Source organism: Roseiflexus sp. RS-1, assembly GCF_000016665.1.
In the GTDB taxonomy this organism is placed as follows: domain Bacteria; phylum Chloroflexota; class Chloroflexia; order Chloroflexales; family Roseiflexaceae; genus Roseiflexus.
This window is the reverse complement of record NC_009523.1, coordinates 2,376,080-2,394,089: the sequence shown is the minus strand read 5'-3', so window position 1 is coordinate 2,394,089 and position 18,010 is coordinate 2,376,080. Positions and strand designations below refer to the sequence as shown.

Sequence of the window (18,010 nt, the reverse complement as noted above, 5' to 3'; positions counted from 1 at the left end):
TTTCTGACACAATTCTAACGTAGAGACACTAATATACATAATCGAAAACACCAGATGCCACAAGGAGGTGAGGACCAATGACAACCGCGTTGACTCGTTTCGAGCCATTCGCTGAAGCGCTGCGGCTGTCGGACGCAGTCGAGCAACTGCTGAACGAGAGCTGGGTGATGCCACGGAGCTTCTTCAGCGGTTGGGCAGGAACGTCGCGCATTCCGTTGGACCTCTACGAAACTGATGAGGCATACGTGGTGACGGCGCTCATGCCGGGTGTTCCCAGCGACAAGATCGATATCCAGCTCGAACAGAACACGCTCACCATTCGTGGTGAGGTGCATGCTGAGCAGCCGAAGGATGCGCACTATCTGATCCAGGAGCGCGCGAGCGGCAAGATCGAGCGGAGCGTCCGTCTACCCGCGACGGTAGACGCAGACAAGATCTCGGCGTCGCTCAACGATGGTGTGCTGACCATCCGGCTGCCGAAAGTCGAGCATGCTCGACCGCACCGCATCACCATCCAGGCTGCGTAATAACGTGCGATTGATGCATGCATACCGCAGCCCCAGGCGGTGATAAGGCTGACAGGCAATCCGGGAGCCGGTTCAGGCTCAATGGGACTGCGGGCAACGAACGTGCCGGGCAATTTATATGCCCGGCTTTCTTCTAACCTTTACTGATGGGGATCTGGCAATGACGAGACTGACGAATACATTGAAAACGACAGCCCTGCTGGCGACTCTGACCGTGCTGCTGGTTCTGGCGGGCCAGTGGTTTGGCGGGACGCAGGGTATGCTGATTGCTTTCCTGATTGCCGTCTTGATGAACGGCGGGGCATACTGGTTTTCCGACAAACTGGCGTTGAGCATGGCAGGCGCGCGGGAGGTCGACCGGTACGAAGCGCCGCGTCTCTACCAGATGGTTGCTCAACTGGCGCAGCGCGCCAATCTGCCGATGCCGCGCGTCTATCTGATCGACTCGGCGGCGCCAAATGCATTTGCGACCGGGCGCAGTCCAAAGCATGGCGCGGTTGCAGTGACAACCGGGTTGCTGCAACTGCTGAATGATAACGAAGTTGCTGCGGTCATTGCGCACGAGTTGGGGCATATCAAGAACCGGGACACGTTGATCAGCACAATTGCGGCAACGTTTGCCGGCGCCGTGGCAATTCTGGCGGATATGGCGCAGTGGGCGCTGTTGCTTGGCGGGTTTGGACGTCACGACGATGAGGGAGAGGATAGCGGGGTTGCAGGAGTGGTGGGCGGATTGCTGCTCATCCTGGTTGCGCCAATTGCAGCGACGTTGATCCAGCTGGCGATTTCGCGCACACGCGAGTTTGAGGCTGATGCCGCAGGCGCGACGATCAGCGGTGAACCGCTGGCGCTGGCTTCGGCGCTGCGCAAAATTGAGGCATGGAAGCAGCAACTGCCGCTGGCGACCAATCCGGCGATGGCTAACCTGTATATCATCAACCCGCTCGACGGCGGCGCAATCGTCCGTCTCTTCAGCACGCATCCGCCAACCGAAGAGCGCATCGCGCGGTTGGAGCAGATGGCATTCCACCGACGCGCGCTGGTCTGGTAACCCGCGCCTGGGAGCGCGAGCGTCCCGCCCGCACCGCTGGGTGCGCGGGCGTCGCTGGGTGCGCGGGCGTCGCTGGGTACGCGGGCGTCCCGCCCGCACCGCGTTTGGACGGCGTTCACCGGGCGAGCAACTAATCTGGGAAACATCTTGCCATCCGTCGCAGCATCGTGTATCATACCGTTAACTGCCTGTTGACAATTGTATAAAAATGCGCCGGTAAACGGCGCCACTGGGGGAGCCAGGCGAGCCTGGCTGAGAGTGCGGCCCCATCGATGCCGCAGACCCTTTGAACCTGACCTGGGTCATACCAGCGTAGGGAAGTGTCCAGACCAGAGTCTGCCGCTGATCCACGTTGGTGGGGTCAGCGGCAGTTTTGTTTCTGGCGCTTCAGGAGGGTACCGCTATGGTTCTGTCCACCCTGATCGAACCACTCCCGTCGGTCCAGTCTGATCCGATACCGTTTCCATCTGGAGGAGGTATTGTCTACGTCATTACCGACCGGCGCGCAGCTGGAGAGCGTGCGCTGACGGATATTGTGAGTGCAGCGTTGCGTGGTGGCGCGCATGTGATTCAACTCCGCGACAAGGACGTGCCGGCGCGCGACATGGTTGCACTGGGGCAGGCGTTACTTCCGCTCACCCGCGATGCCGGAGTCCCGCTCATCGTCAACGACCGTGTCGATGTCGCGCTGGCGCTCGATGCCGATGGCGTCCATGTCGGTCAGGACGATATTCCGGCGGAAATGGTGCGGCGGATCATCGGTCCGGAACGCATTCTCGGCGTATCGGTCGCAACGGTCGAGCAGGCGCAGCGCGCGATGGACGCTGGCGCGACGTATGTCAGTGTCGGCGATCTTTTCGGGACGCCGAGTAAACCGGATGCGGGACCACCCATCGGGCTGGAACCGCTGGCGGAGATTGCCCGCACGGTCAACCTGCCGGTGCTGGGCATCGGCGGCATCAACCTCGCAAATGCCGCTTCGGTTATTCGGGCAGGCGCTGTTGGCGTGGCGGTCATCTCGGCGGTGATCGGCGCGCCAGACCCTGAAGCAGCAACGCGGGCACTCCATGCCGTCATTGCGTCAGCGCTCGATGAACGTGCACGCGCCGGGTAGTCGATATGAGGACGATATGCTTCTACCAAAAGGAGGCGCACGATGGATCCTATCAACCAGCGCATTGGTGACATGCTTGCTCGCATTCGCGCAACCAGACCGTTGATCCACCACATTACCAATCTGGTCGTCATGAACGATACCGCGAATGTAACCTTGCACGTTGGCGGATTGCCGGTCATGGCGCATGATGCAGAAGAAGTCGCCGAGATGGTGGCGCATGCCGGGGCGTTGGTGTTGAATGTCGGCACCCTTTCACCCGACTGGATCGAGTCGATGCTGATTGCCGGTCGTCGCGCAAACGAACTCCAGACGCCGGTGGTGCTCGACCCGGTGGGAGCAGGCGCAACCCAGCTCCGCACCAGGACGAATCTTGAGTTGCTGCGCTCGTTGCGGATCGCTGTGGTGCGCGGCAATGGCGGCGAGATCGGTGCGCTGAGCGGTGAGGGCGGCGAGGTGAAAGGCGTAGAGAGCGTATCCGGACCGGAAGACCCGTTGACGGCGGCCCGTCGTCTGGCGCAGACGTATCACACGGTTGTGGCGTTGACCGGCGCGCGCGACATTATTACTGACGGCGAGCGTGTCCTTACGGTCAACAATGGTCACATCTGGCTGACAACGCTGACCGGCACCGGATGTATGGCAACGACGATGGTTGCGGCGTTTGCGGCGGTCGAGCGTGATTATCTGCTGGCAGCGGCTGGCGGGCTGGCAATGTTTGGGCTGGCAGCGGAACTGGCTGCCGAAAAGGCGCACGGTCCCGCCAGTTTCAAGGTTGCGCTGTTCGACCAGATCTACAACCTTACGCCGGAACAGGTGGCGAACGGTGCACGGGTTGTGGAAGGTGGTTCGTGAGGGTCATGAGGCGGGAGGCGTGAGGCGATAGGGGCGCGAGGGTTGAAGGTTGCACGTTGAAGGTTGAAGGTGGGGAGGTTGTGGCACGTTGCACGTTGCACGTTGAAGGTTGAAGGTTGAAGGTTGTGGCACGTTGTACGTTGAAGGTTGAAGGTGGGGAGGTTGTGGCACGTTGTACGTTGAAGGTTGAAGGTGGGGAGGTTGTGGCACGTTGAACGTTGAACGTTGAACGTTGAACGTTGAATGTTGCACGTTGAATACTAAAGGCGCGCCCTGAGGGGGTGTGGGGGTTGCACGTTGCATGTTTGGAACGCATTGCGCGTTGCATGGTACCGGTGGAAAGGTGGATCGCACATATTTTCTGTCCGCCCTTGAACCCCTGACTCCCGGTTCCTGGTTCTTGGTTCCTGGTTCTCAGTTCTCGGTTCTTGATTCTCGGTTCTCGGTTCCTGGTTCTTGTAACTCCTAACACAAGGAGAAACGCAATGGCAGCAACAACCTCAATTGTGCGGGGACAGACGCGACGGCTGGCGTATGCCATCGTGTTGACGGCGCTGGCAGTCGCGTTGTCGCCGATCAGTATCCCGGTCGGGATTGCAAAAGTCTTTCCGGTGCAGCATATGGTCAATGTGCTTGCCGGAGCGCTCGTTGGTCCCTGGTGGGGTCTGGCGGTGGCGCTGGTCACCTCGATCATCCGCAATGCGCTGGGACTGGGCACGCCGCTGGCATTTCCCGGCAGCATCTTCGGCGTGCTGCTCGCGGGGCTGATCTACCGCGCGACACGGAACATCCCGCTGACGGTCGCAGGCGAAGTGATCGGCACCGGCATCATCGGCGCACTGGTCGGCGCGCTGGCGGTGGCGCCGTATGTGATGAATCGCCCGATGGGTGCAACGGCGCTCATTATTCCATTTGCGCTCTCGTCACTGGTTGGCGCAGTGCTGGGCGCGCTCGGCTTACTGGCGCTGCGGCGAACCGGTTACCTGGAACGTCCCGATGGAACGCAATGAACCCTCTGGTTGTCTGTGACGGGGTGACCTATCGGTACCGGGATGGGACGCTTGCCCTGCATCAGGTGTCACTCACCATCGAGGAGGGAGAGTTCGTCATTCTGGCAGGCGCCAGCGGGTCGGGTAAATCCACCCTCTGCCGCCTGTTCAACGGTCTCATTCCCCATCTCTACAGTGGCGACCTGAGCGGGCGCGCACTGGTTGCAGGGCAGGATGTGCGCTCGACGCCGCCATACGTCCTGAGTCGCAGCGTAGGGCTGGCATTACAGAACCCTGAAGCCCAGAGTCTGGCGACAACGGTCGCTCGTGATCTGGCGCTTGGTCCAGCCTGCCAGGGTCTCGACTGTGCCACAATTGCGGAGCGTGTTCATGAGGTCGCGGCATTGCTGGCGATTGATCCGTTGCTTGATCGCCAGGTAAGCGCGCTATCGGGCGGCGAAGTGCAGCGCGTGGCGATTGCCGGGGTGCTCGCGCTGCATCCGCGCCTGCTGGCGCTCGATGAGCCATTTGCCTTTCTCGACGCGGCTGGCGGCGGACGACTGCGCGAAACGTTGCGCATGCTCCATCGGCGCGGGGTGACCATTGTGGTTGCCGAACATCGCCTGGCAGAAGTAGCCGACCTGGCAACGCGCCTGATAGTGTTGCACGAAGGTCAGGTGGTTGCGGACGGGATGCCGCGGTCGGTGCTGGCGTGTGATGTATCGCAATGGAACCTGGAATTGCCGCCGCTGGTGTGTCTGGCGCGCGCCGCCGGTTTGGCCGCAACACCCCTGACGCTCGATGAGGCGCTGGATATTGCGCCGTCGCTTGCGCGCCGCTTATCGTCTCAAAATAACGCGCCGGCGGTATCGCCAGCGATTATCTGGGAAGACGTATCGTTTGCGCGCGGCAACCGCCTGATACTGCATCAAGCGCGCCTGTCCGCTGCTCCCAGGGACATCGTCGGGTTGCTGGGCGCAAATGGCGCCGGCAAAACAACACTTCTTCGGCTGGGAAACGGATTGCTGCGACCACAGCGCGGCATCGTTCGCGTGCAGGGGCGACCGATCGGGCGATGACCGCTGTGGGAGATTGCGCGTGATGTCGGGATAGTCGGGCAACACCCATGGCATATGCTGTTCGCGCCGACGGTGCAGGACGAACTGGAGACCGGACCACGCGCGCTGAACCGGCTGGATCGTACCTGGCTGGCGCGTGTCATCGAGCGCTGCCATCTCGAACCGCTGCTGCACCGGTCACCGCACCGGTTGAGCGCCGGTGAGCAACGTCGAGTCGCAATCGCCGCAATCCTGGCATCACGACCATCCATCCTGCTCCTCGACGAACCGACAGCGGGGCAGGACGCGCTCAACCGGCAGGCATTGCGGGCGCTGATCGCCGATGTTGCTGGCGATGGAATGACGGTGGTCATCGCCACCCACGATACCGAATGGGCGTACCACCTCTGTAACCGCTGGGCGGTGCTGGATCACGGCAGTGTTGTTGCCTGTGACGCACCGTCGGCAATCTGCGCCCAACCGACAATTATCGAGCAGGCGCGTTTGCGCCTTCCAGCAGAAGAAGCATTGCGGCAGAAGGCGATGCGCATTGTTGCACGTGTATGAATTGCTCGACGACATCACGGTTCGACCCGCGCGCAAAGGCGCTGGCGTACCTGATCGGCTCGGCGACCATCATCCTGACAACCGATCTCGTGCGGCTCGCGCTGATCACCGGTGTAACCGGCGCATTACTGATCGGGCTGGGACTTGAACGACGCTGGTTGCAGGTGATGCGCATCCTGCTGCCGACACTCCTGCTGTTCGCTCTGGTTGCCGGTTGGAGCGGCGGCTACGAGGCGGCAATCGGCGCTGCGCTGCGCCTGATTGCGCTTGTCAGCGCAGGCATCGTCTTCTTTAGCGTCACCCCGCCCGAAGAATTGGGCGATGCGTTGCTGGCAAGCGGCGTTCCGTCTCAGATGACCTTTCTGCTGGAAGGAGCGTTGCGCTTTACACCGCTGATGGGCGCACTGGCGCGTGATGTATACGATGCGCAGGCGAGTCGCGGCATCCGGTTCGACGGATGGCATCTGCTGCACAATGGTCCGTTGCTGCTGACACCGCTGCTGCTGAGTGTGATGCGTTTTGCCGATGATCTGGCGGAAGGGTTGGAAACGCGCGGATTCGGCAGCCCGCACCGCACTCCACTGGGAGACTATCGGGTGCGCTGGCAGGACTGGGCGCTCGTCGGCGCAACCCTGTTCGTGATGATACTCATGATGCTGTGAGGAGGCGCACATGATACCGCGAGCATTGACGATTGCCGGTTCCGATTCGGGCGGCGGCGCCGGCATCCAGGCAGATTTGAAAACATTTATGGCGCATGGGGTCTACGGCGCCAGCGCGATCACCGCTATCACTGCTCAAAACACGGTCGGCGTGCATGCCGTGCTCATGCTCGAACCATCACTCGTTGTTGCGCAAATCGAGGCGGTGCTCGACGACATCGGCGCCGATGCGGTCAAAACCGGCATGCTGGGGAACGCTTCCATTATCCAGGCGGTCGCCGACACGCTGGAGCGATACCGGGTCGAGCGTCTGGTGATCGATCCGGTAATGGTTGCGAAGAGTGGTGCGCGCCTGCTCGAAGAAGATGCTATCGCCACGCTGCGTGCGCGGCTATTGCCGCTGGCGCTGGTAGTGACGCCGAACCTGCCAGAAGCGTCGGTGCTGTTGAATCGCCCGGTGACCGACGAACGCGACATGCAGGATGCTGCGCGCGATCTCCACACACTCGGACCACGGTATGTGTTGCTGAAGGGAGGGCACCTGTCGGGGAGCGATGTCGTCGATCTGCTGTACGACGGCGAGCGTTTTGTCACACTGCGCGCACCGCGCCTGGAAACGAACCATACCCACGGCACCGGTTGCACCTACGCTGCTGCCATTGCCGCACTGATCGCGCGCGGTCTACCGGTCGAACAGGCGGTTCGTCAGGCGCACGCTTATCTCCAAGATGCCATCGTCCACGCGCCAGCGATCGGCAAAGGATACGGACCGGTCAACCATCTGGTGTACGGATTGCCCGTCAGTCGCGGGTAAGGGTGCAGTTCGCTGTCATAGAACATCCCAGATCACCAAACGGCAGCACATCCGCTCTTCTGTCTATTCGCCGGTTCTGGTGGCGCGCCGTTTGTACCAGACCCAGCCAAATGCGATGAGGCAGACGCACAGCAGGGCGCCGCAGAGCACAAGTGTGAGCGTGTTGGTCACAAGGGTGATGACGCTGCTGGTTGGCGGTTGACCGAGCAGCACTGCGTTCAGCTGTGGCACGACATTGAAGGTGAGTAGTACGCCGAGCAGCGCCAGCGCCGTTACGCCGCGCATTGCGCCTGATGCGTATTCTGGTTCCAGCGCCACAAAGCCTAGCATCGAGATCGGCATGCCAAGCAGGGTTGGGATCAGCGTGTTGACACCGCGCTCTCCCAGGATATAGCGGATGACCAGCCCCGTCAGAAGCATCAGGAGACCAATCCAGAGCGCGATCCGCGGCGCCTGACCAAAGGTTATGTGTTGCTGTTTATCCATACTCGAAAATTATACAGGGCGTTCGCTCGCCTGTGTATGGTATACTTGATACATCGTTATCACTATCCTGCTTCCTGATATAATGAGACGCTATCACTCCCCCAAAGACTATCTGGACGCCGCCCGTGATCCGGCAGCCTCGCCCGAAGAATTGCGCTTCCTTGCCGGTTCGGTGTACGATTTTGTTCGATTGGCGGTCGCGGAACATCCGCATGCGGAGGCGGATGTGCTTGTTGCACTTACCCCACAGCATATCACATCCTGGAATGAACAGCGTCTTGCTCTCGCTCTTGCACGGCATCCCAACACCCCGGCGCATGGGTTGCGTGTGCTGGCTGAACGTTTACCGGCAGTGCTCAACCGTGGACGCGGGAACGACAACGGTCTCGCAGCCGGCAGCGCCCTGTGCAACCATCCCCACACACCGCTCGATGCGATTCACACGATGCTTGCCGATCCACGTGTATCGACAGACTTTCGGCGGAAGCTTGCGCGTGAGGCGACCCGCACTGATGTGCTTCGCCTCCTGCTGAACGATCAGAGCGATGCGGTTCGAAGGCGTGCGCAAGAACGATTGCGTGCGGCGATCAGCGCGGAACAGGACGCGATGAAGAACGACGATGCCGCACCGCTTCCGAACACCTGATCGCGCCGAGAAGAAAGCGAGTTCATCGTATGACGGTCTATCCGTCTGAAGCGCCTCGCCAGGGTCTCGTCCATCAGTATCCTGTCGTCGTCTTTTTCCTGATCGCCTATGCGTTCTCGTGGACGATCGGCGGGTTGCTGATTGCGGATTATCAGGGGGCGCTGAGTGTGCCAGGAGCGCTCCATTATGTCAGCGCTTTCGGTCCGATGGTCGCAGCGATTGTTGTGACTGCGCTCATCAGCGGTCGCCCTGGTCTGCTCGATCTCTGGCGACGGGGCATGCGCGCTGATGTTGGCTGGCGCTGGTGGCTGATCGGCGTCGGCACGCCGGTTGCACTCGGTGTGGCGGCGATTGTCGTCTTCTGGCTGAGTAACGGCGTTCTGCCCGATCTGGCGTTGTTTGGCGAGGTCGATTATCTGGGCGCTATCGGCGCACTGGCGGCGCTGGCGTTGTGGATTGCCACCTATGGCTTCGGTGAGGAGGTCGGCTGGCGCGGCTTCGCCTTCCATCGCATGGAGGGCGGAGGTTGGGTGCAGGCGGCAGTAATGATCGGCGTGCTGTGGGGCTTGTGGCATCTGCCGTACTTTTTCTACAAGGCAAACTTCATTGCGTTGGGCATCGGCGGCTTCGCTGGTTATCTGATCAGTATCACGATGGGGTCGATCTTACTCTCGTGGATGTATCGGGGAAGCGGGCGCAGCATCCTGGTGGTGGCGCTGTGGCACGGTCTGTTCGATTTCGTGAGCGCGTCGCCCATCGCGGAAGGCGTCGGCAACGCGCTCATCAGTAGCGTGGTCATCGTGTGGGTGATCGTGATTCTGTGGCTGGCGCGGCGGGATCGCGCCAGCGCATAACACGCCGGACGATCTGGTTGCTGCGGGAAGATTGCATCCCGGTATACCATTAAACCTTGATGGTGTCTAGTGTCAACCGTGCGCTCATCGGTTCGCTGTTCGTTGTCCTGGATCACGCACCGGCGACCCACAGCCAGCCTCGGCGGTCGTTTGCAACAAGACATCGGCTGGTTGGGCTTCATGAGCGAAATAGCGCCGCTGGAACCAGAAGGCGACATTCACCAGGCCGATCATCACCGGCACCTCAATCAGCGGACCAATCACCGCTGCAAAGGCTGCGCCGGAACCGATGCCGAAGACGGCGACTGCAACAGCGATCGCCAGTTCGAAGTTGTTACTCGCCGCAGTGAACGAGAGCGTCGTCGTTTTGCGGTAATCTGCGCCGAGACGATAGCCTATCCAGAAGCTGACCAGGAACATGAGCACAAAATAGAGCAGCAGCGGAATGGCGATGCGCACCACATCAAGCGGGATCTGGACGATCAATTCACCCTTCAGGCTGAACATCAACACGATTGTAAACAGTAGCGCAATCAGCGTCAGTGGACTGATACGTGGCACGAAGACGCGTTCATACCACTCCCGCCCCCTGGCGCGCAGCAGGATAAAGCGGGTCAGGAAGCCAGCGATCATCGGGATGCCCAGGTAGATAAACACGCTTTCAGCAATCTGAACAATGCCGATGCGAACGATACTGCCCTGCATGCCAAACAACGGCGGCAATACAGTAATGAACACCCAGGCGTAAATGCTGTAGAAGAAGACCTGGAACAGGCTGTTGAACGCTACAATCCCGGCGGCATATTCGGTATCGCCTTTTGCCAGTTCGTTCCAAACGATCACCATGGCGATACAGCGTGCCAGACCAATCAGAATCAGGCCGACCATGTACTCGGGATAATCACGCAGGAAGATGATTGCCAGCCCAAACATGAGGATCGGTCCGACGACCCAGTTCTGGATCAGTGATAAGCCAAGCACCTTTGTGTTACGAAAAACCTCGCCCAGTTCCTCATATTTCACTTTGGCGAACGGCGGATACATCATCAATACCAGGCCAATCGCAATCGGAATATTGGTTGTACCGACCTGGAAGCGATTGATGAACTGCTCGACGCCGGGCAAGAAATAGCCCAGACCGACTCCCAGAGCCATTGCCAGGAAAATCCAGAGGGTGAGGTAGCGATCCAGGGCGGAAAGCTGGCGCGTGACGCTCGGCGTGGAGTGCGGCACGGTTGTGGAAGTGTGTGACATACGAACTCCTGGTGCGTTATCTCAAACTGACGCCATCACTATGCTTACGGCAGCGGGCGACTGAGCTCCAGTCGCAATAATAGTTCAACATATGGTTGAAGTATAAGCGCGCATACTTGTTTGACGAGGGAGATTTTGATAATTCCCGGTAAAGGAAGTGTCATCGTGAAGGAGTTCAGCCAGCTATACCAACCGCGAGCGACGGGTCAGTTCCATTTGGCTCAAAACCTACGCCGACCTGAGCGAATACCAACCGCGAGCGACGGGTCGGTTCCAAACCGCCATCCGACGTGATGACGGCATCCGGCGCTATAATGTTCCCATGACTGAATCCGACGACCGACACCTTCAGGGTGATCCCCTCCCGGTGCGCGGATGGCAACGGTGGGCGCCGGGGTTGCACCGGTTGCGCACCTATCCCCGCGCCTGGCTGCGTGACGACCTGAGCGCCGGGCTGGTGCTGACAACCATGCTTGTGCCGGTTGGGATGGCGTATGCCCAGGCTGCCGGTCTGCCCGCAGTACACGGCTTATACGCTACGATTGCCGCGCTGCTCGCCTACGCGATTTTTGGACCCAGTCGCTTCCTCGTGTTGGGACCGGATTCGTCGCTGGCGCCGCTGATTGCCGCGACCGTGCTCCCGCTTGCACACGGCGACCCGCAGCGTGCGGTCGCGCTCGCCGGTATGATGGCAATCGTAGTCGGTCTGATCTGCATTGGCGCTGGCGTCGCGCGGTTCGGTTTCGTGACCGAGTTGCTCTCCAAGCCGATACGCTACGGCTACATGAACGGCATCGCGCTCACCGTGGCGGTGAGTCAGATGCCTGTACTCCTGGGGTTTTCTGTCGCTGGCGATCACCTGATCGAGCGGTTCTGGTCATTGATCCAGGGAATCGCCGCCGGACGCATCAACTGGATCGCTTTTCTGCTCGGCGCCGGCGCTCTGGCAATGATCTTTGCGTTCAGACGCCAGACCAGGATTCCGGGTATGCTGGTCGCGCTGATTATCGCCACGCTTGCGGTCACACTTTTCGACCTTGACAGTCGAGCAGGCGTGGTCGTGCTGGGAGAGATTCCGCCGGGACTGCCTGCGCCGATGCTGCCCTGGATTGGGATTGACGGTATGGCGCCGATCGTGATCGGCAGCGTTGCGGTGGCGCTGGTCGCTTTTGCCGATACCAGCGTACTCGCACGCGCCTATGCCGCCAAAACGGGTGACCGGGTCGATCCCAATCAGGAATTGATCGGATTGGGCGCCGCCAATCTTGCTGCCGGCTTCTTTCAGGGTTTTGCGATTTCCAGCAGCGCCTCGCGAACACCGGTCGCCGAGGCGGCTGGCGCACGAACCCAGGTCACCGGCATGGTAGGCGCGGGCGCGATTGTCGGGCTGATCCTCCTGGCGCCATCACTGTTGCACAACGTGCCGGTCGCCGTCCTGGCGGCTATTGTAATCGTTTCGGCGCTCGGTCTGGTGCAGATCGCCGATCTGCGTCGCATCTATCGCATTCAGCGCTGGGAGTTCTGGCTGTCGATGGCGTGTCTGGCGGGCGTTGCGCTGCTCGGCGTTATTCAGGGCATTGGGCTGGCGATTGTAATTGCGATTATCGAGTTCCTGTGGGATGGTTGGCGACCTCATTCGGCAATTCTGGGGCGCGTTGATGGTATCAAAGGGTACCACGACATCACACGCTACCCGCAGGCACGGTTGATTCCAGGGTTGGTGATCTTCCGCTGGGATGCGCCGCTCTTTTTCGCCAACGCTGAGTATTTCCGCTCCCGTGTGCTCGATGCCGTCGCCGCGTCGCCAACACCGGTGCGGCGGGTGGTTGTCGCCGCCGAGCCGGTGACAAGCGTGGATGTGACCGCTGCCGATATGCTCGCCGACCTGGATGATGCGCTGAGTCAGGCGGGTATTGAGTTGTGCTTCGCCGAAATGAAAGACCCGGTGAAGGATAAGCTGAAGCGCTTTGGGTTATTCACGCGGTTTGGCGAGCAGCTCTTCTTCCCGACGATCGGTGAAGCGGTCAGCGCGTATGTCAGAACGTTCGAGGTGGATTGGGTCGATTGGGAAGACCGCCAGATGATGGAGACCGGTCCGCCGACGCCGTGAGGAACGGGTTCTCATCTGCCCTGGAAGCACTCACTGACGATACCCCGGCGGCAGGGTGATCGGTCCGGCGACGGGCGGGGGCAATTGCGCCCAGGGCAACCCCAGGAACGGGAGGAAGTTCGGGCGCGCGCCGGCTGCCAGCACGCGCTCGCGGGTGAAGATACGCTCCAGCGTCTGGTCGTCGTGCACCAGACGCATCGCCTGGTACCAGCTCAACCCATCGCGGCGCTCAAAATGCCAGTATTCCAGCGCCAGCGGTTGGGTGCGCCAGTCGAAGGTCTCACGTTCCTGCGCGGCGATCCGGTTCCAGCCATGCGCGGCGGCCAGCGCCGTGAAATCGACGAAATACCCGGCAGGGGGCGGCAACAGGCGGCGGTTGTGCGCATCGAAGACCGGCGCTGCCAGCGGTTCGCCCATACGTCCATCCTGGCGCGCCGCGCGCAGGTAAAGGCGCCAGAAGAGCCGTCCGGCGCGCCATTCGGGAGAAATAAAGAGGATCTGCTGGCCATTCACACGATAATCCCAGCGGGTGTCGAATGCCCGTCCCGCCTTGTGCCAGCTGGTGAACGAGGACGTACCATTCTGAAAATCGACCGCCCGCGATGCTTCGCTCAACTGTCCGAGAAAGTCATACCCGCTGGCTTCGATGACTTCCTGGCGTAGCGCATCGAATGAAGGTTTGACCGCCGCAGCAAGCACCGGCAGACCGCCAGCGCGCACATCGCCAAGCGGCGTCATGCCACGCGGCAGCGACGCGGTATCGACCGGCGCGGTCGCCGCAGCGAACGAACGCCCGTCCTGCCAGCGATCGTCGGGCAGTGATGGCGCAATCGCGCGATTACTCCATGCCGGGCGGTTATACCCGTGAACACTGGCAACCACGAAGGTTCCGCCGCTCAACCCAGGAGTGAACAACGCCACCCCCTGCCGTGAAAAGAACCGGCGCTCGCCCAGCGCCCAGGGGGCGACCGCCATCAACCCGCCGCCTGGCGTCCACGCCGGATCACGCAACCCCAGGTTGTCTGGACCGGCGCGGCGTTCTTCACCGGTGACCAGATCAGCGATATGCAGGTTGCCGCCGCCGTCGCGATCCGAAATGAACGCTATGAAGCGACCATCGGGCGACCACGCCGGACTGTGATCAGGAGCGGGGTGATTGGTCAGATTGACAATCGTACTGCCCTCTACGTCGGTGATATAAATCTCCTGGTTGCTGTCGCGCCACGACGTGAATGCAAGTCGTCGCCCATCGGGCGCCCACGTCGGCTGCGAGTCGGCGGATGGATGGCTGGTGATGCGTCGCAGATCACCGCTATCCAGGTCGAGCGTATAGATATCGAGCTGACCATCACGCATACTGGTAAAGGCGATCTGCCGTCCATCAGGCGACCATGCCGGTTCGCCATCGTAGGCGGGATGTTCGGTCAGGCGGCGGAGATCACTGCCGTCGGCGCGCATCACGTAGAGATCCCAGTTACTGGCGCGACGGCTGGCGAATACAATGCGATCTCCTGCGGGCGACCAGGACGGGCTGCGGTCGGGATGCGGGTCGGCAGTGAGATTCACCACACGCTCGCCAGCCAGATCGGCGCTAAAGATATCGAATGCACCGCCATCACCGCGGGAAGCGGCAAAGACGATGCGCCCCTGACCGTCCTGTTGCGCTGCGTGCACTTTGGCAGGGACGATGCCAGTTCCAAGGATCGCAATGAGCGCCAGGGTTACGAACCGCATAATCACAGAGAGACGTCGTTCATTCAATCAAAGATGCGCAAAAATGCTCTTGTGTAAGAAATGCACAGGCAGATGCTATTTAGAGTATACTGTACCCGATACCCCGCAGATAGTTGAGAGAAATGAGAAATCAATGAGGAACAACGGCTATCCGGTAGACGCCCCGCGACAATTCTATCGCTGGCGCGGCTATCGAGTCGCGTGCTACACCGCAGGCGCCGGTCCTGCAATCCTCTTGATCCACAGCATCAACGCAGCCGCGTCCTCGTTCGAAATGCGCCGTCCGTTCGCAGCGCTTCGCACCGATCATCGCGTCTTCGCGCTTGATTTTCTGGGATTTGGTGGATCGGATCGACCGCAGCGCATATACTGCGCTGACGATTACATTGACCTGATCGGCGATTTTGTGCGTGATACAGTTGGACGGGGCGCAGTGGTGATCGCCAGTTCGCTCGGCGCTGCCTACACCATCCGGGCAGCCGCACGGGATGCCGATCTCTTCGGACCTCTGATCCTGATCTGTCCTACGGGTATGAGAAATCTCGTGCATCCGCAACAACCCGGACTGGCGTACAGGACGCTTGCAAGTCCCTTCGGCGATCTGGTCTTTCGCCTGCTGGCGAGCCGCTCCAGTATTGCCTATTTTCTGCGCGCGCAATCGTACTACGATCCAGCCGTTGTGACCGATGAACTTATCGAAGGGTTCTACCGTGCAGCGTACCAGGCAGGCGCAAAGTGGGCGCCGATCTGTTTTCTGACGGGGTTGTTGAACTGTGATGTGCGTGATGCCTTCGGGCAACTGCGTCAGCCGATCCTGCTGGTGTGGGGTCGTCAGGCGGATCTGACGCCGCTACGCAGCGCCGATGACTTTCTGGCGCGCAATCCCCGCGCGCGCCTTGCGGTGGTAGACAAGGCGCGTCTCTCGGTGCAGGATGAACGACCAGAGGAGTTCATCCATCTTGTGCGAGAGTTCCTGGCAGCGCCGCACCCATCCGTCCCATAGGAAATATTGTGCCGTGGTTGTGGGTTCTCTAGCGTCTTCCCGCCTGCCATAGCGACGCTCAAAATCGGATATTGACATCAGTGATGCCGTGGTGTAGAATAAGAACAAATGTACTAAAACCAGAGAAAGAAACAGCCATGGCTATCGGGCGCAACAAAATCCGTCAGTTCACCGATGCAATGACCATCCAGTGGGCAAATGGCAAGAACGAGGCGCGGCTCACACCGGGTGTCGGGCGCTTCGTTTCCCACGTTGGATGGTACGCCGAAGTCGGGCGTGACGACGAATTCGACCGATTCGTCTACCAGGCAGGCATTCCACAGATGGAGATTCGCCATCCGCGCCAGGGTGCGACCGCGCAGATCGTCCGTCACTGGAATCTTGGCGAGCGTCTGCGTTTCTTCCCGCTCACCAGCGGTCCGGTGGCGACGACCGTTGCTGCCAGCCTGTCGGCGCGCAATGTTGCTGCGACGATCGAGGCTGGCATTGGCTTACGCTGGGGTCGAGGCGAGGGTGAGCGCTCGAAGATGGCGATCCGCGGCTATCTTCAGATCCTCCGGCGCGGCACGGATGAAACAGGCGGCGAATGGCTGCTGTACCCGCGTCTGGTCCAGATCTCGGTTCGCTCACGCATGACCGATGAACTGCTTGCCGCGCTCGTCGATCACGTGCGGGTCTGCGAAATTGCAGACACCCTGGTGGATCGCGCGAAACACCCCGATGTCATCCACTGTTACGAGCTGGCGTTGCCCCTTGGTCCGGGGCAGGAAGAGCAGTGGGGCAAGGGCGAAACCGCGACGGTCATGCCGATGACCAGTCTCCATCCCGAAACTATCGATCTCCCCTATCTTCGCACCCTCTGGCGTCCTGATCAGGTGGTCGAACTTGCGCTGCGCGACTGGCCCGATGTGCAGGCATGGGCGCATGAGTTCAGTCTGGGCGGGTACACCGAACCCACAGGGCAGACGCCAGCGCCGGTGGATGATGCATATACGGGCGATGAGGCGATAGCTGCAAACGGGCGCAGCGTCTACGCTGGTGATGCTCTGTGAGCGAACATGAAGATTGAGAATGAAATCCGGTATCTCGAACTGCCGCAGGGGTACAGCCCTCGGCTATGGAATGCGAAGTCCGCCTGCGCGGGCTGGCGTGCGCCGTCCGGGGTAAACCTCTCGGCGATACCCCCCCAGGCGATACCTTACAGGGGTAGATTTTTTGGCAAGCCCCTGCGTGCCATCTCCCGTTTCAGCCATCAGGACGCCTAAACTCCCCCTTCTCACCTTGTGGGAGAAGGGGGTCGGGGGGATGAGGGAGCAAACGCGCACGGGAATGCCGCAAACCGCGTATCGCGCCCAAGAACGCTCCCTTTGAGAGGGGACGCCCGCGCACCCAGGCGGTGGGGGAACGCGCGCCGCGGGTGGGCAGGCGGGTGGGACGCTTGTGCACCGTACAAGGATAGGTTTTTTGGAGGCGCCTGCGTTCCTTCGCTCGTTTTGGGCTTCAGGACGCCCAACCTCCACCTTCTCCCCGTGTGGGAGAAGGGGGTCGGGGGGAAGAGGGGCAACCGCGCACAAGAATCCAGAAAACCACTCGTCGAACTCTACCCTTGAGAGGCAGGGGGAAAGCAGATGAGGGTACAGATGCGTCGGAACGCAGAAAACCGGTGCTCACTCATGACAACGCCTCCACCTGGACGAGAGTGAACACTCCTTGGAATGGCGCGCCTCGCGTGATGAATAATGGCGATTGAGCATTTATAGCAGTTCTCATAGAGGTTGAACCTCCTCGGACGAGCGCAGTCACAATCGCCCCCCCAATGCGGTGACCGCCGTGCGTGGCGGTCGGAGAGAAGCCATCTGCCACCGTCCGTGTTGAACACTCCTGGGAATGACGCACCCCACGCGATAACCGAAATAATGGTCTTTGAGTAAATAATCTGCCATAGCCCGCGCAGACGGGCTTCGCCCTGGCTAGCCGAGGGCTTCAGCCCCACGGCTCGCGCGGTAGAGCGGAATAAATACTCAATCTCCATCATTTCGGTCTACACTTCGCTAGAAGCGGGCGCCTCGCGCGACACGGCAGGACCAGACAGAGGTCAGCGTATCTGAAAACTGCTATAAATTCTTGCGTCTCCTGCAAGAAGGTCGCCTCACCGCTGCGACGCAGCACGCAGAGATTGGCTTGATGAAAAAGCCGCATGTTCTGCTCCTCTTGGGTGCCGGGTACACCTCACAGGGGTAGATTTTTTGGCAAGCCCCTGCGTGCCATCTCCCGTTTCAGCCATCA

15 protein-coding genes, 1 pseudogene and 1 riboswitch are annotated in these 18,010 nt (G+C 60.6%); of the genes and pseudogenes, 13 read left to right on the top strand and 3 right to left on the bottom strand.

Features of this window, described 5'->3' with window-relative positions:
- Window positions 1-77 precede the first annotated feature (77 nt).
- The 8 genes and pseudogenes from ROSERS_RS09995 (at window position 78) to thiD (ending at window position 7,637) form a co-directional block, all read left to right on the top strand.
- Entirely contained in the window at window positions 78-527 is a 450-nt protein-coding gene (locus ROSERS_RS09995; RefSeq protein WP_011956664.1) for an Hsp20/alpha crystallin family protein, read from the top strand.
- A gap of 160 nt (window positions 528-687) precedes the next feature.
- Window positions 688-1,578, top strand: a complete 891-nt coding sequence (gene htpX / locus ROSERS_RS09990) for a zinc metalloprotease HtpX (RefSeq protein ID WP_011956663.1) — start codon at window positions 688-690, stop codon at window positions 1,576-1,578.
- Window positions 1,579-1,799: 221 nt separating this feature from the next.
- Window positions 1,800-1,914, top strand: a riboswitch (TPP riboswitch).
- Between the two features lie 67 nt (window positions 1,915-1,981).
- Complete coding sequence (gene thiE / locus ROSERS_RS09985) at window positions 1,982-2,692, top strand: thiamine phosphate synthase (protein ID WP_011956662.1); 711 nt, start codon at window positions 1,982-1,984, stop codon at window positions 2,690-2,692.
- 42 nt (window positions 2,693-2,734) lie between these two features.
- A complete protein-coding gene (gene thiM, locus ROSERS_RS09980; RefSeq protein ID WP_011956661.1) occupies window positions 2,735-3,547 on the top strand; it encodes a hydroxyethylthiazole kinase in 813 nt (270 codons plus the stop codon).
- A 485-nt stretch (window positions 3,548-4,032) separates the two neighbouring features.
- Window positions 4,033-4,557: an energy coupling factor transporter S component ThiW gene (gene thiW, locus ROSERS_RS09975; RefSeq protein ID WP_011956660.1), complete on the top strand. Its 525-nt coding sequence runs from the start codon at window positions 4,033-4,035 to the stop codon at window positions 4,555-4,557.
- Window positions 4,554-6,161, top strand: a pseudogene (locus tag ROSERS_RS09970) (ABC transporter ATP-binding protein). Before thiW ends, ROSERS_RS09970 begins: the two are co-directional and overlap by 4 nt.
- Complete coding sequence (locus ROSERS_RS09960) at window positions 6,158-6,823, top strand: energy-coupling factor transporter transmembrane component T family protein (protein ID WP_011956657.1); 666 nt, start codon at window positions 6,158-6,160, stop codon at window positions 6,821-6,823. The pseudogene ROSERS_RS09970 and the gene ROSERS_RS09960 overlap by 4 nt, the downstream one beginning before the upstream one ends.
- Window positions 6,824-6,833: 10 nt before the next feature.
- Complete coding sequence (gene thiD, locus ROSERS_RS09955) at window positions 6,834-7,637, top strand: bifunctional hydroxymethylpyrimidine kinase/phosphomethylpyrimidine kinase (protein ID WP_011956656.1); 804 nt, start codon at window positions 6,834-6,836, stop codon at window positions 7,635-7,637.
- Between the two features lie 63 nt (window positions 7,638-7,700).
- On the opposite strand, the gene ROSERS_RS09950 is transcribed toward thiD, so the two are convergent.
- Window positions 7,701-8,123: a hypothetical protein gene (locus ROSERS_RS09950; RefSeq protein WP_011956655.1), complete on the bottom strand. Its 423-nt coding sequence runs from the start codon at window positions 8,121-8,123 to the stop codon at window positions 7,701-7,703.
- Between the two features lie 82 nt (window positions 8,124-8,205).
- Here ROSERS_RS09950 and ROSERS_RS09945 point away from each other — a divergent pair, with 82 nt between their 5' ends.
- Window positions 8,206-8,769 (top strand): hypothetical protein, encoded by a 564-nt coding sequence (locus ROSERS_RS09945; RefSeq protein WP_011956654.1) that lies wholly within the window; start codon window positions 8,206-8,208, stop codon window positions 8,767-8,769.
- 29 nt (window positions 8,770-8,798) lie between these two features.
- Window positions 8,799-9,623 (top strand): CPBP family intramembrane glutamic endopeptidase, encoded by an 825-nt coding sequence (locus tag ROSERS_RS09940; RefSeq protein WP_011956653.1) that lies wholly within the window; start codon window positions 8,799-8,801, stop codon window positions 9,621-9,623.
- 84 nt (window positions 9,624-9,707) lie between these two features.
- On the opposite strand, the gene arsB is transcribed toward ROSERS_RS09940, so the two are convergent.
- Entirely contained in the window at window positions 9,708-10,877 is a 1,170-nt protein-coding gene (gene arsB, locus ROSERS_RS09935; protein WP_011956652.1) for an ACR3 family arsenite efflux transporter, read from the bottom strand.
- A gap of 322 nt (window positions 10,878-11,199) precedes the next feature.
- Between arsB and ROSERS_RS09930 the strand changes: the two genes are divergently transcribed.
- Window positions 11,200-12,987, top strand: a complete 1,788-nt coding sequence (locus ROSERS_RS09930) for a SulP family inorganic anion transporter (protein WP_049767499.1) — start codon at window positions 11,200-11,202, stop codon at window positions 12,985-12,987.
- Between the two features lie 30 nt (window positions 12,988-13,017).
- Here the strand turns inward: ROSERS_RS09930 and ROSERS_RS09925 are convergent, their stop codons facing one another.
- Window positions 13,018-14,721: a DPP IV N-terminal domain-containing protein gene (locus ROSERS_RS09925; RefSeq protein ID WP_011956650.1), complete on the bottom strand. Its 1,704-nt coding sequence runs from the start codon at window positions 14,719-14,721 to the stop codon at window positions 13,018-13,020.
- Between the two features lie 133 nt (window positions 14,722-14,854).
- On the opposite strand from ROSERS_RS09925, the gene ROSERS_RS09920 reads away from it, so the two are divergent.
- Together ROSERS_RS09920 and ROSERS_RS09915 are read left to right on the top strand one after the other, a co-directional pair.
- Window positions 14,855-15,724: an alpha/beta fold hydrolase gene (locus tag ROSERS_RS09920; protein WP_011956649.1), complete on the top strand. Its 870-nt coding sequence runs from the start codon at window positions 14,855-14,857 to the stop codon at window positions 15,722-15,724.
- Window positions 15,725-15,861: 137 nt separating this feature from the next.
- Window positions 15,862-16,776, top strand: coding sequence for a hypothetical protein (locus ROSERS_RS09915; RefSeq protein ID WP_041333431.1), 915 nt, complete (start codon window positions 15,862-15,864; stop codon window positions 16,774-16,776).
- The last annotated feature ends 1,234 nt before the right edge of the window (window positions 16,777-18,010 follow it).

Excerpts from the sequence above, each read along its gene's own strand:
- ROSERS_RS09920 (WP_011956649.1), top strand. The coding sequence starts at position 14,855 with ATGAGGAACAACGGCTATCCGGTAGACGCCCCGCGACAATTCTATCGC.
- ROSERS_RS09940 (WP_011956653.1), top strand. The coding sequence starts at position 8,799 with ATGACGGTCTATCCGTCTGAAGCGCCTCGCCAGGGTCTCGTCCATCAG.
- htpX (WP_011956663.1), top strand. The coding sequence starts at position 688 with ATGACGAGACTGACGAATACATTGAAAACGACAGCCCTGCTGGCGACT.
- ROSERS_RS09960 (WP_011956657.1), top strand. The coding sequence starts at position 6,158 with ATGAATTGCTCGACGACATCACGGTTCGACCCGCGCGCAAAGGCGCTG.
- thiE (WP_011956662.1), top strand. The coding sequence starts at position 1,982 with ATGGTTCTGTCCACCCTGATCGAACCACTCCCGTCGGTCCAGTCTGAT.
- thiD (WP_011956656.1), top strand. The coding sequence starts at position 6,834 with ATGATACCGCGAGCATTGACGATTGCCGGTTCCGATTCGGGCGGCGGC.
- thiM (WP_011956661.1), top strand. The coding sequence starts at position 2,735 with ATGGATCCTATCAACCAGCGCATTGGTGACATGCTTGCTCGCATTCGC.
- ROSERS_RS09945 (WP_011956654.1), top strand. The coding sequence starts at position 8,206 with ATGAGACGCTATCACTCCCCCAAAGACTATCTGGACGCCGCCCGTGAT.
- ROSERS_RS09925 (WP_011956650.1), bottom strand. The coding sequence starts at position 14,721 with ATGCGGTTCGTAACCCTGGCGCTCATTGCGATCCTTGGAACTGGCATC.
- thiW (WP_011956660.1), top strand. The coding sequence starts at position 4,033 with ATGGCAGCAACAACCTCAATTGTGCGGGGACAGACGCGACGGCTGGCG.
- ROSERS_RS09930 (WP_049767499.1), top strand. The coding sequence starts at position 11,200 with ATGACTGAATCCGACGACCGACACCTTCAGGGTGATCCCCTCCCGGTG.
- ROSERS_RS09995 (WP_011956664.1), top strand. The coding sequence starts at position 78 with ATGACAACCGCGTTGACTCGTTTCGAGCCATTCGCTGAAGCGCTGCGG.
- arsB (WP_011956652.1), bottom strand. The coding sequence starts at position 10,877 with ATGTCACACACTTCCACAACCGTGCCGCACTCCACGCCGAGCGTCACG.
- ROSERS_RS09950 (WP_011956655.1), bottom strand. The coding sequence starts at position 8,123 with ATGGATAAACAGCAACACATAACCTTTGGTCAGGCGCCGCGGATCGCG.
- ROSERS_RS09915 (WP_041333431.1), top strand. The coding sequence starts at position 15,862 with ATGGCTATCGGGCGCAACAAAATCCGTCAGTTCACCGATGCAATGACC.